10 protein-coding genes are annotated in these 13,118 nt (G+C 45.4%); 3 read left to right on the top strand and 7 right to left on the bottom strand.

The features are described 5' to 3' along the window. Positions 1 to 105: 105 nt before the first annotated feature. Entirely contained in the window at positions 106 to 1,230 is a 1,125-nt protein-coding gene (locus L3V31_RS00575) for an outer membrane protein transport protein (protein ID WP_237313770.1), read from the top strand. Positions 1,231 to 1,376: 146 nt separating this feature from the next. Here the strand turns inward: L3V31_RS00575 and speG are convergent, their stop codons facing one another. Next, the gene (gene speG, locus L3V31_RS00570) at positions 1,377 to 1,907 is read right to left on the bottom strand and encodes a spermidine N1-acetyltransferase (protein WP_237313768.1); all 531 of its coding nucleotides are present in this window, start codon (positions 1,905 to 1,907) and stop codon (positions 1,377 to 1,379) included. Between the two features lie 253 nt (positions 1,908 to 2,160). Between speG and L3V31_RS00565 the strand changes: the two genes are divergently transcribed. After that, positions 2,161 to 2,313, top strand: a complete 153-nt coding sequence (locus L3V31_RS00565; RefSeq protein WP_237313766.1) for a hypothetical protein — start codon at positions 2,161 to 2,163, stop codon at positions 2,311 to 2,313. 78 nt (positions 2,314 to 2,391) lie between these two features. On the opposite strand, the gene L3V31_RS00560 is transcribed toward L3V31_RS00565, so the two are convergent. Continuing rightward, positions 2,392 to 3,450 (bottom strand): sensor domain-containing diguanylate cyclase, encoded by a 1,059-nt coding sequence (locus L3V31_RS00560; protein WP_237313764.1) that lies wholly within the window; start codon positions 3,448 to 3,450, stop codon positions 2,392 to 2,394. 300 nt (positions 3,451 to 3,750) lie between these two features. Next, positions 3,751 to 4,602 carry a CARB/PSE/RTG family carbenicillin-hydrolyzing class A beta-lactamase gene (gene blaCARB / locus L3V31_RS00555; RefSeq protein WP_237313762.1) on the bottom strand — a complete coding sequence of 284 codons (852 nt, stop codon included), beginning with the start codon at positions 4,600 to 4,602 and terminating at the stop codon, positions 3,751 to 3,753. Between the two features lie 211 nt (positions 4,603 to 4,813). Here blaCARB and L3V31_RS00550 point away from each other — a divergent pair, with 211 nt between their 5' ends. After that, positions 4,814 to 6,148, top strand: a complete 1,335-nt coding sequence (locus L3V31_RS00550) for a ferric reductase-like transmembrane domain-containing protein (protein ID WP_237313760.1) — start codon at positions 4,814 to 4,816, stop codon at positions 6,146 to 6,148. A 59-nt stretch (positions 6,149 to 6,207) separates the two neighbouring features. Here L3V31_RS00550 and L3V31_RS00545 read toward each other — a convergent pair whose 3' ends face one another. From L3V31_RS00545 to L3V31_RS00530, 4 genes are all read right to left on the bottom strand, one after another. Further along, positions 6,208 to 6,774, bottom strand: a complete 567-nt coding sequence (locus L3V31_RS00545; protein WP_237313758.1) for a copper-binding protein — start codon at positions 6,772 to 6,774, stop codon at positions 6,208 to 6,210. A gap of 64 nt (positions 6,775 to 6,838) precedes the next feature. After that, complete coding sequence (locus L3V31_RS00540; protein ID WP_237313755.1) at positions 6,839 to 9,979, bottom strand: efflux RND transporter permease subunit; 3,141 nt, start codon at positions 9,977 to 9,979, stop codon at positions 6,839 to 6,841. Between the two features lie 2 nt (positions 9,980 to 9,981). Next, positions 9,982 to 11,697, bottom strand: coding sequence for an efflux RND transporter periplasmic adaptor subunit (locus L3V31_RS00535; protein ID WP_237313753.1), 1,716 nt, complete (start codon positions 11,695 to 11,697; stop codon positions 9,982 to 9,984). 2 nt (positions 11,698 to 11,699) lie between these two features. Continuing rightward, a complete protein-coding gene (locus L3V31_RS00530) occupies positions 11,700 to 13,091 on the bottom strand; it encodes a TolC family protein (RefSeq protein WP_237313751.1) in 1,392 nt (463 codons plus the stop codon). Between the last annotated feature and the right edge of the window lie 27 nt (positions 13,092 to 13,118).

The following is a 13,118-nucleotide window of genomic DNA, read 5'->3' as shown; positions in this document are numbered from 1 at the left end:
TAACTGACTCCACAACACCCCCATGCTGTGCGACTGGCCAATGCCTTTCATTGATATACAACCAGCGTCGCAGCGTGGGTTCCCCCAACAATAATAGGTTTTAGTATGAAAAATCTTTCAAAAATCGTCGTGGCTGGCTCATTGTTAACATGCGCTACGGCTCAAGCAGCTGGTTTGTACTTATACGAAACGAATACAACCGACGTTGGTCTGGCTTCGGCGGGGATGGCGGCAAGAGCACATGATGCGTCTGTTATGGCAGCAAACCCAGCTGGTTTGGCAAATGTCTCTGGCCAATCTTTCTCTGGCCACTTAATCAGTCTTTACGGTGATGCACAACTGGATACACGAGCGGGTGATGCGGGTAACGTGATTGGTTTTGTTCCTATGGGCTCTGCATTTTATAGTCAGCAAGTGAACGACAAATGGACGTTGGGTATTGGGTTATATGGGAATTATGGCCTTGGACTGGGCTACGAAGGATTGATGGATAATGCGGTCGCGAAATTAGATATCCCCACTGCGATTACGCAAGCGGTAACTGTCCAACCGAGTGCTTCATACCGTATTAATGACCAGTGGTCAGTTGGTGCTGCGCTTGGTGTTCAGTACGGCATGTACCAGGTTGAGGCAAACGCAAGCGTAGCTGATCAAAATCGGTCATTTAAAGACGATGATACTGATGTGCAAGTTAATGGTCGCTTTGGGGTCTTATATGAGTTAGCTCCGGGAACTCGCTTTGGCTTATCCTACTCGAGCGAGGCTGAATTTGAGTTTGAAAGCACTAAGTCAGTTGCGCCTCAACAAGTGATCTTCAGTATATATAATCAAGTAAACGACAAGTTGGCATGGATGGGTAACGTGAACTGGCAAGACTGGAGCGAATACCAAACCACATTGAATGTCGATACTCAGGATACGTATCAGGTCGCTTTTGGTACTCAATACCAAGTCAATAACAAGTTGATGTGGAACGCGGGTTTTGCGTTTGATAGCAGCATGTATGAAGATCAGTCTAAAGGGGACATTACGGTTCCTACTGGTGATTCATACCGACTAGGTACTGGTATTGACTACAAATGGGACGAGAAAAACACTGTCAGTGTAGCATTTGAAACCGTCATCATTGACTCGTCGGAATCGACGCTGGCGAACGGCACTAAACTAGCCGGCTACAGAGATCCTGCGTTGTACTTTCTAAGCGTCGGTTATAGCTGGAAGAGTCAATAATCAGTATCAATTTGAATAAATAAACTGAACTCGGAATAATTAGAACCAACCCGTATCTCGAGTTCAGAATAAATAAAACGCAGCCACTCAGCTGCGTTTTATTTACGACTGTTTAGATAAGCGGAAACCACGTTTAATTATTAGCCCTATTTCTTTACTTCTATAGACTTGTGATATTGATGCTTCAGAATATACATGCGCTTAACGTCTCGATAACCACCATTAATAAAGTACTCTTCCACTAGGTGGCCTTCTTCGATAAAACCACACTTTTTATATAAGTGGATAGCGATTTCATTTTCTACAGCGACCAGCAGATAAATTTTACGCAGATTGAGGATAGAAAAAGAATAGTCTAACGCACGATGTATCATCTCCATCGCGTAGCCCTGGCCTTGGTGCTCCGGCGCAATGATAATCTGAAACTCTGCGCTTCGGTGTATGTAGTTGATCTCGATAAGTTCAACTAACCCGATAACAATACCGTCAAAATCCTCTACGACGAAACGTCTTTCTGCATCATCATGAATGTGCTTTCGGTACAGTTCCTCTAGCTCATCATAAGATTCGTAAGGCTCCTCGAACCAGTAGGCCATAATATTGCGGTTGTTATTTAGCTCGTGGATAAAACGAAGGTCAGATCGTTCTAACGCACGCATTTTAAGGCCTTTCGTCATGATGTTTCTCCGATGGGAGCAGATGTTGCTCCTATTCTTATGTGTGAAAATATTAGCTTACTATACGAAATTCTCTTACTTGTTTTTTTATGATTTAGTGAAGTTTATCCGCGTCAGAAAATAGAAGGAGAGTGGTGAAAGATAATAGAAAACTTAATCCTAACGACAAAAAATCTGATTAGGTAAACGACGCTATTTCATATTAAATACCTCGCATTGACTCATTGTCTCAATCTGCATAAAGGTGTTGAATATGTTTTCAATCGGTGACGAAGTAGTAGCAACTAAAGGTATTGATCTAGGTAAAATGGTCGTTACAGGCGTAAGCGGCGGTGGTTCCTACACTCACGTAAAAGCGAGTGACGCTGCTTTGACTTACCCAACTAAAGATCTTCAGAAAGCATAATTTAATCTGCTTACCCTGCTGGTATCTGAGTAAATTCTGGTGACAGTGGGCGTAGGGATAAAGGTAGCGCTTAGGTCGCTACCTTTTTTTATTCTGAGCTTCATGGTTGACTTCAACGCGGTTTCTACCCGTTTCTTTTGCTTTATATAACGCTAAGTCTGCTCGCTTAATCAGTGGCTCAAACGAATTATCTACACTGCATACTTGCGTGACACCAATACTGGCGGTAATCGGCATTTCAAGGCCTGCGTGTTTCATTACCGTGTTTTCTAGTGCGTTTCGGATGGCCTCTAATGTCTCAAGGGCTTCTTGAGATGATCGCCGTCTTAGCACAATCGCAAACTCTTCGCCTCCAACTCGTGCAAGTAGATCGTAGTCACGTAGATGATCTTTTATAGTATTAACTACGTGAATCAGTGATTTATCGCCAGCATCGTGCCCATACATGTCATTTAATTTCTTAAAGTGATCTAAATCCAGAATGGCGACGTGGAACTTTATTCCCTGAGTGCGATAGTCTGAAAGGCGGCTCTCAATCTCACGCATGAACTCTCTGCGGTTTGGTATACCTGTTAGGTCATCCGTTTTCGCAAGATGCTCCATTTTCATGATCTGAACATGTAAAGCGATATTCAATGCAATCCAGTTCGCGATACATTGTAGCTGCGAGGCTTGTTCCTGAGTGTAAAAGTTGGTTTGATTGTGGGCAACATTCAACGTACCTAGACAGGTCTTACCGTGCATCAAGGGGGCATCCATACACGTTCCCATCCCGTTTGAAGATAGCATCACACAATCGAGCTCATCGGATTGACTCAAGTCGTCACAAATGATCAGCTGTTGAGTATCAAAAACTCGACCGACTAAAGATTGCTGAATTGGTACGAGAAAATCTGTCGGGATCGCTTTGTTTCCAGAAAAAGAATAGACCTTCAAGAAGTCACGATTCTCATACAAAGTAATACTTGCGCGATCAGATTCGAATATTCGGTTAATCCACTCTGCGACGGTATCAAGTACCTGTTGTAAGGTTTGTGACTGAGCCAAAAAGTGAACAAAACCGATCGGCAAACATATCGGGTTTTCCATGTTTTGCGTTGATAGGTCACTAGGGGCAAAGGTTCTTTCAAGTCTCAATAGCCATCTCCTCGGGCATTCCCTTAATATAAACAATAAATAACGCATAAATATTTTCAAGGAAAATATTTATGTTGAATAAAATGCGATTAACTTGTCGCCATTTAACCCTAAGGTTAACGAAAAATGAGAACTATATCACATTGTCCGGTTATGGGAATTAATAACCCAAAAGATGTCTACAGTAGGAACTTAGTGGCTATAAATATTAAGAAAGTGAAGATATGAGAAATATTGGATAGTTTGGCGTAAAAAGTGCCCTTACTGAAGATGAGAGGCAAGGGCACAGTACTTTTATTGTTAAATGTTTCGGTACTTATACAAAATAAGCTGGCTAATTTGAGCGACGAGTTGTTCCCTTGCTTGTAGCGACAGTTCGGTTTCTGCCAAGTAGATACTGATGTAAACCGGCTTATGGTTTTCTTTCCAGATGATGGCGTTAAAGCCAAGTGAGCCGTTGCCACCTGTTCCCGAGCGATCTGCAATAGACCAACCCGATGGTAAAACTGATCGCATGAGAGGATCGGACACTTTACTGTCTTGCATCCAAATCTTTAATTGAATTCGAGATTCATAAGAGAGTGCATCGCCATCGATTAGTGTTTTGAGAGTGTTTACCATAGCGTTAGGTGTGGTCGTGTCATGCTTATCACTTGGCATGGCTTCGTTGACACTAGGCTCAGCTCTGTCGAGCCTGGTGGCTTTGTCTCCGATGGTACGTAGGAAAAGTGTGACCGATTTAGGCCCACCTATTTCGTTCAATACCAAATTCGTTGCCGTGTTATCGTTCATCAACATGGCGGCTTCGCAGGCATGTTCTATACGGACATTTTGCCCAGCCAGTTTGTTCATTATTGGGGACCACACCACCATATTGCGTTCTTCTACAGTAGCGGTCGCATTTTTTTTGAGAATACCAGTATCCATCTCTTTTAACATGGTTGCACACGCCAGGGTCTTAAAGGTTCCTACTAGAGGAAACCTTTCGTCGCCTCGATAAGCCCAATGTTTATCGGTGTGAGTATCCCAGACGGCGATCCCAATGCGTCCAGAGATCTGTTGCTCTAGAAGCGAAACGTCTTCATGTAGTTTAGAAGCGTGACTTAAAGGTGAGCCGACCATTAGCACAAGCAAAAAAAGTAACTTTTTCATGAGTGATTATCTTTATTTATTTTTCTGGTTCGCATTGAGGCGAAATCAACCTCGACTATAGCGATGGAGTGCGCTAGAGACTGTTAAATTCCTGTCGGTTTTCTGTAGAATTCTGCTCAAATAAAGCGTTTTACTAAGCTTTACCATTATTGACGTTGCTTTACGTAAGTAGCGCTAAACTAGAATTGTCGTCAGTGGTGGAGTAGTGAAGATGAAAACAGTACGGAATTCTATATATCTGATGTTTGCAGTCGTATCTGTTCTGTGGTTTATGAGTGAACCACAACTGCTGTCATCGACTCAATTTTTCTATTGGCGCTCAGCGCTGATTCAATATTCTGGCGTTGTAGCGCTCGCTTTAATGTCTATTGCGATGGTGTTAGCGCTGCGCTTACCCGTTATCGAGAAATGGGTTAAAGGTATGGATAAAGCCTACCGGGTTCATAAATGGTTGGGTATTTCGGGTGTGAGTTTAGGCATTGTACATTGGCTTCTTTATCAAGTACCAAATTGGTTGGTCGAATTCGAAGTACTGGAAAAACCGCTTAAACATTCTGGGGAAGGGCCTAGTGGGTATAACTTAACCACGTTGGAAACCTGGATTGTTGACCTGCGTGATGTTGGTCTTAGCCTTGGCGAGTGGGGCTTCTATTTATTAGTTGTGCTATTTGGTATGTCCCTCTGGACTGTCGTGAAATACAAGCCTTTCAAAGTCTCGCATCGCATGATGGCAGCTGTCTATTTGATGATTGCTGTTCATTCTGTCTTGTTGATCAAGCGAGCCTATTGGGGGGAGCCGATTTTCTATGTTTCTATCGCATTTGCCTTTATTGGCAGCGCTGCCGCTATTTATAGCTTATCGGGTTTGGTTGGTCGAACTAACCGTCACAATATGAAAGTGAAATTGACGCGCTTTTTTCCACAGGCTCGTGTGATGGAATTAGTACTTACCCCAACGGACTCTTGGCAAGGGCATAAAGCAGGACAATTCGCATATGTGCGATTTGGTGATGAAGACCCGCATCCGTTTACTATCGCCTCCGCCAACAGTGAACCTGAGTTGCGCTTCTTGATCAAAGAGCTAGGCGACTTTACGACAGGTTTATGTGAAAGAGTAAAAGTTGGTGATGAAGTCACGCTTGAAGGACCTTATGGTCGTTTAGAGTTTGACGTCACCAAACCTCAAGTCTGGGTTGCGGGTGGTGTTGGTATTGCAGTTTTCGTTGCGATACTCGCTTCATTAAAACAACGTAAATCCCATCAGCCAGTGCATCTTTTCTATTGTACACGCGGATTGGATAGTCATTTAGTCGATGATTTGTGGCGCTATGCCCAGCACGCGAATGTTGAATTAAGTGTTATTGACACTCAAGTTTCGCCAAGACTTAACGCACAACGTATCGTTAAGCAGTGTGGGAATTTAGCTGGTTATGAACTCTATTTCTGTGGGCCCGAAGTGTTTTCTAATGCGTTGAAACAACAATTGATTGAGTATCGATTTGACACCGAACATCACTACCATGAAGAGCTGTTTGTGATGAGGTGAGCATCTTAACCCAAAATGTAAAAGGAGCGAGAATCTGCTCCTTTTACATGTAATACAAGTTATAGGTTCACTTTCTTTACCATGCCAACTTCTGCGTGACCTGGCATGTTACATGCGAACTCAACATTGTTGTCACCGTGGAAATGCCAAAGCATTTGCTTTGCTTTACCTGGCTCTACAGTGACTGAGTTACCTGAGTCGTGCATGTGATTGCCAGACATGTTCTTCATCATTTCACGGTGTTTTAGCTGCTCTTCGGCTGAGCCTATAGTGAACTCATGATTCATTTTGCCCGTATTCATCACCACAAATTGGACGACATCATTGGGTTCGATATTCACCTCTTTTTTGAAGGTGATTTTCATGTCGTCACTTAAAACAACGTGCACGACTTTGTTGGGTTTCGAGCCATTTGCAGGCATGCCTACGGCAGACGTTGCTGCCATGCCGTTCATATTAGAGTGATCCATTTTGGAATGGTCCATTGGCATACTGTCATTCTGCATATGTTTCATAGGCATAGAGTCATGGCCCATGTCGTCATGGTTCATGGTTGAACTATCCATCTGAGCAAATACGCTGCCAGAGGCCAAGGTTAGAGCAAGAGTGATCAGTGTCTTTTTCATGTTTATTTTCCTTATCAACAAGAAGGTAGTGCGCCATAGTCGTTGTGACCAAAGCGCTTTATGTTTATTTATCTGTGTTTTTGTTAGGTTTTACTTCGCGCTGTTTCCAGAGCATAAAGATAGCTGGCAATACCAGTAGTGTTAGCAGTAAGGCAGATGCCATACCACCGATCATTGGTGCGGCAATACGTTGCATTACCTGTGAGCCCGTTCCGTCGCCATACATGATTGGAATCAGACCAATGATGACGGTGAGCACGGTCATCATCACCGGACGTACGCGCAGGCCTGCACCTTCACGTATTGCGCTAGTCAGGTCGCTTTGGTGTAGCGATTGACGCTTTTCTTCCGCATCCAATTTTTTGTAGTGCCATGCTTGGTTGAGATAAACCAGCATGATAACGCCTATCTCTACCGCTACACCTGCGAGGGCAATAAAGCCAACTCCTACCGCAATGGAGAAGTTGTAACTGAGGCTATACATTAACCACAAGCCACCTACCATAGCCAATGGCAGCGTTAGCATAATGATCAAGACTTCTCCGATGCGACGGAAACTGAAGTAGAGCAGCATCATGATGATCACCAAAGTAATCGGCACGACCACACTGAGTCGGTCTTTCGCTCGTTCCATATACTCATATTGACCCGACCAAGCGATAGAATAGCCCGTAGGCAGAACCAGCTGATCCGCCACAGCTTGCTGTGCTTCAACCACGTAAGAACCGAGATCTCGCCCGTCGATATCAACAAAAACCCAACCATTCGGACGCGCGTTTTCTGTTTTGATCATCGGTGGACCATCTTCGTATCGGATATCTGCCACATCAGCGAGTGCAATACGTGCACCGTTTGGTGTTACTAGCGGTAGGTTCTGCAGCTTCACCACCGAATCACGATAATCTTGAGGATAACGAACGTTAATCGGGTAGCGTTCTAGACCTTCAATCGTTTCACCGACATTCATGCCGCCAACTGCAGTGGAAACCACCTGTTGAACATCTTTGATATTAAGTCCGTAACGCGCAGCGACACGACGTTTGATATCAATTGTGACGTAGCGACCGCCCGCTACACGTTCGGCATAAACCGATGAGGTGCCAGAGACGTTGTTAAGAATTGGCTCCAATTGCGCACCAATTTTCTCGATCTCTTTCAGGTCAGGACCGGCGATTTTTATCCCGATAGGGGTTTTAATACCGGTTGCCAGCATGTCGATACGAGTCTTGATCGGCATAACCCAAGCGTTGGTTAACCCAGGGAATTGCACCAGTTCGTCAAATTCTTTACGCAAGGATTCAGTTGTAACGCCTTCACGCCACTCATCACGTGGTTTAAATTGAATAACCGTTTCGATCATCGTCAGCGGGGCAGGGTCGGTTGCCGTATCAGCACGACCAATTTTTCCCCAAACCGTTTTCACTTCTGGGACCGTCTTGATCAACTTATTGGTTTGTTGGAGCAACTCACGAGCTTTACCGATAGATATACCCGGATAGGTGGTCGGCATGTACATCAAATCGCCTTCGTCCAAAGGTGGGATGAATTCACTGCCCAGTTTGCTGGTCGGGTAGTAAGCCGATGCCATTAGTCCAAGTGCCAGCACGATCATCGCTTTCGGGTACTTTAAACTTAAGTTCAGCAGTGGACGATAAAGCGCCACCAAGCTGCGGTTAACCGGGTTTTTGTGTTCAGGAAGTATCTTACCTCGAATAAAATAACCCATTAATACTGGCACTAGCGTGATAGCCAACGCAGCTGCAGATGCCATCGCGTACGTTTTGGTAAAGGCGAGAGGTGAGAACATTTTGCCTTCTTGCCCTTCCAGCGCGAACACCGGAACAAAACTCAATGTGATGATGAGGAGCGAGAAGAATAGGGGAGCACCCACTTCTTCGGCTGCTTTACCAATCACCTGCCAGCGGTTTTCGTCAGTAAGTGGTGTCCGTTCGATATGCTTGTGGACGTTTTCTATCATTACAATCGCGCCGTCCACCATCGCCCCGATGGCAATGGCTATCCCACCTAATGACATGATGTTGGCATTAATGCCTTGATAGTGCATAACGATAAAGGCGGCCAAAATACCCACTGGCAAGCTAAGCGCGATGACTAATGAGGAACGGATATGGAACAAGAACAAGGCACAAACGATCGCCACCACGATGAACTCTTCGGCCAGTTTCTTCCATAGGTTGTCTACCGCTGCGTTGATCAGAGTTGAGCGATCGTAAGTTGCAACGATTTCTACGCCATCAGGCAGGCTTCGCTGCAAATCATCAAGCTTGTCTTTGACCTTGCTGATCACTTCGCTCGCATTTTCACCATAGCGCATCACAATGATGCCGCCGACGGCTTCCCCTTCACCGTTTAACTCTGAGATACCGCGACGCATTTGTGGTCCGAGGTTGATATCTGCAATGTCTCCCAGTAAGAGAGGCGTACCTTTGTCGGTCACTTTTAGCGGCAGAGATTCAATGTCTTCGATGCTGGTTAAGTAGCCAGTCGTGCGAACCATGTGTTCCGCTTCTGCCACTTCCACAACAGAAGCACCCGTCTCCTGGTTGCCGTTCTGGATAGCCATGTTGATTTGCTGAAGCGTGAGGTTGTAGGCGCGCAGTTTGGCTGGATCGATCTGGATTTGGTATTGTTTGACCATCCCGCCAACGGTTGCGACCTCAGAAACGCCATCTACCGTTTGCAGTTCATATTTTAAAAACCAATCCTGAAAACTACGAAGTTCAGCAAGGTCGTGCTGCCCTGTTTTGTCTTGCAGCACATAGCTGTAAACCCAGCCCACACCTGTCGCGTCCGGACCTAGCGTCGGCTTTGCACTTGGCGGCAACTTCGGAGCTACCTGACTTAAGTATTCTAAAACACGAGATCTTGCCCAGTACATGTCGGTATCATCATTGAAAATGATATAAACATACGAATCCCCGAAGAACGAATAGCCACGAACGGTTTCTGCGCCCGGAACCGCTAACATCGCGGTAGTAAGAGGATAAGTGACTTGATCCTCGACCACTTGCGGTGCTTGCCCTGGGTAGCTGGTTTTAATGATTACCTGAACATCAGAAAGATCAGGGATAGCATCAACAGGTGTATTCTTTACGCTGTAAAGCCCCGATATAACAACCACTAAGGTGGCGATTAACACCATAAAGCGATTGTTGATAGACCAACGGATTATTGCTCCAATCATAGCTAGCCCTCAATCGCTTCGAGTTGTTTTAATACATAGTCAGTACCTTGTTTCTCGATTAGAAACCGAACTTTTTGGCCTTCCTTGAAGCCAGATAGACTGACTTCGTCACCCACTGTGAAGTTCATTTCACCCGCGTCCCAGTTCCACTCTGCAACAGGCATGTGATTTAGCGTGATCATACCAAAGTCTGCCATGAGCATGCTGATGTCACCGGTTAGCCATACATCGGTAGCGACGATGCTGCCATCTGCTTTGTAATCAATAATTTCGTACTGGCCAGTCTCTGTTTTTTGCATTTCAAATTCGATGTTTTGACCTTTTTTCAGGTCACCCATTTCTACGCCGTCGGCAAAGGTAAAGTTCATCACCATGCCTGGCCACTCCCATTCCGGGACTGGTTGGTGGTTAATAGTCAGCATGCGATGGCCTTTCATCACATCGGTAATTTCTCCTTTCGCCCAAGCCGTTACTGCAGCGGACTCTTGCGGTGCAGAAATACGAGAAAGATCCGCCGTTTGGCTTGATTCTGAGTCCAACATGAAGTGTGCGGAAGTGACAATACGATCTCCTTGGCTGAGGCCTTCTAATACCTCGGCTCTGTCATAGGCTTCGCGACCGACTTTGATCCGAGTAGAGCGGTACTTTCCGTTGCCTTCAGCAAGGACAACTCGGGTCATACCGCCAGTGCGAATAACGGAAGATTTAGGAATAGTCAGCACGTCATCGTCACTGACAGGCTGTAGCGCAATGTTGGCAAACATATTCGGCTTCAGTTCACCATTAGGGTTAGGAAACTTGAGACGCACACGTAGGGTTCGGGTTTTTGGATCGAGAATCGGATATACGTAATCAATCGTACCTTGCCAATTTTTACCTGGGATCGAATCTAAAGTCATGGTTGCATTACTGCCAGCTTTCATCCAGTGAGCCTGACGCTCAAACACTTCCGCATCTACCCAAACGTTCTCCAGTGGTCCGGCGCTGATCACGGCTTGAGCAGGTGATAAGTAACCGCCTTCGCGCACATTTAAGCTTGCGATGATGCCGTCGTCCGGTGCTTTAATAGCGATAGTTTGGGAAGCTTTGCCGCGCTGAGTAACGGCTTTGATTTGTGTGTGATCTACACCAAGTGTGACCAGACGTTCGGTCGCACCTTTGACTAATCCACTGCGCCCAGTACGGTACGCGTTGAGCAACTCTTCTTGCGCTTTAACCAGTTCAGGCGAGTAGAGCGTAAATAGAACGTCGCCTTTATTTACTTTTTCACCAACGGCGTTGATGTAGAGCTTTTCAACCCAACCAGCAACACGAACGTTAGTTTGCCATAACTTACTCTCATCGAAGGCAATGTAACCAACGGTTTCAATACGCGGCGATAACTTCTCTAAAGTAACTTGAGCGGTTTTAACCCCAAGATTGTTTTCCACTGAAGGGTCAATGGTGACTGTGCCGGGCTTATCTTGCGCCCCGGCGAGATCTTCAGCATAGACGGGAATCAAATCCATCCCCATTGGTGATTTGCCCGGTTTATCTCGCTTGTAGTTAGGATCCATCGGGGCGACCCAGTAGAGCGGCTCGTTCGAACTATTTGCAGCGTTACTTTCTGCCGCATTTAGCCCATGAGTGGCCCCCGAATTTAAATGGCTGATACCAAAGCCTAAGACACCACCTACCATTAAAGCGATGGTTGCGATTTTGATAGAATTCGAACTCATTGTTACTTCCTTAATTCCGGAGCTGATACTTGATATTCAAAACCACCTAGTAAAGTTGCCAAGTTGCTATTGACAATATTTAAATCAGTGATCAAACGCTGTTGCTCGAGCTGCAGAGCAAGTTCATCGGTGCTTGCCAAAATCACATCGTTGAATTGTGCGGTGTTATTTTGGTATCCCCGCTCGACTGCCCGAATTCGAGCTTTGACCTGAGGAAGTAAAGTGGTTTGATAACGCTCTAAGCGTTGACTTAAGTTGCTTTGGTCGACCAAAAGCGTGTTCACTTTGGCGTTCATTTGCGTCAGTAAAGTATCTTTCTGTGAGCGAGCTGCCCCAACTTGATACTGCGCGGCTGCGAGGTTTTTATCCTGTCGATTGCCAGTGAATAGCGGAATATCCATGGTTAAATAGGCGCTCACTAAATCTGAAGCTGGCTCACCTTTCATGTTGTTTGACTGGCGATAGGCATACGCGACTTCTACACCGAACTGCGGACTATAGGCTTGCTCGGCAATCTCAACCTGAGTTTCATTGGTTGAAATGCTGACATCGGCCATTTTCACCATCGGGTGTTGGCTCAACAGTTCATAGTGGTGCGTGGAATCACTCCCTGAGGAGAGGGTCTGATTCAGGTTATTCCAGTTAAGTTGGTTACTGGCTTGTAGTGTTGGAGTGCCTTGTTGAGAATTATTAATCAGCCAGTCAGAGCCTAGCCACTCAGAAAGCTGGGCTATCAAGCGTCGCTGCATTTGAGCATTAGCTTGTAGCTTTTCATCCAGCTTGCTGACTTGCAGTTGCGCGTTTAGAAGGTCCTGAGCTTCGCTTTTGCCAATTGAGTAATTGGTTTGTATGAAGTTTTCCATTTCCTTCATCAAGCTGCGGTTTTCTAACATGATTTGCTCTGCTTGTTGCTGGTAGCCAAGCTCAAGCCAGAGTTGAGTCATGTTGTTCGCTATATCCAGCTCTCTTGCATGTACTTGCAGAGATAATCCATCCGCTTGTTGATTGGCTTTCTTCTGTTGAAGATCGAGGGTGGAACCGCGTTCAAACTGTTGCATTAGACCAACTGAGATATTGGTCATCGGGTCTTCGTCGAACTTAAAACTGTCGACAGGTAGCCCACCAAAGCCCACTTTCAATTTCGGATCCATCAGTGTCGCGCTTGCAATGCCAGTTTCGCGCATGGCTTCCGATTGAGCAAAGAACTGCTTACGATTGCCATCGTTTTCAAGAGCTATATTAATAAGCTTTGCCAGTTCTTGGGTGGATTGTGACTGAGACAGATTGTCTGCTTTTGCGTGTGATGACGTTTGTGCCATGACATTAAATGCAGGAAAAGCGACTAAGGCTAGTGAGCTAATTGATGCCACTAAGTGTTTTGGGGTGAATTCCATCGTTTTCATCCAAATTGATACCAGATA

The organism is Vibrio sp. J1-1 (genome assembly GCF_021728395.1).
Lineage (GTDB): Bacteria > Pseudomonadota > Gammaproteobacteria > Enterobacterales > Vibrionaceae > Vibrio.
This window is presented reverse-complemented; position numbering and strand designations above follow the sequence as displayed.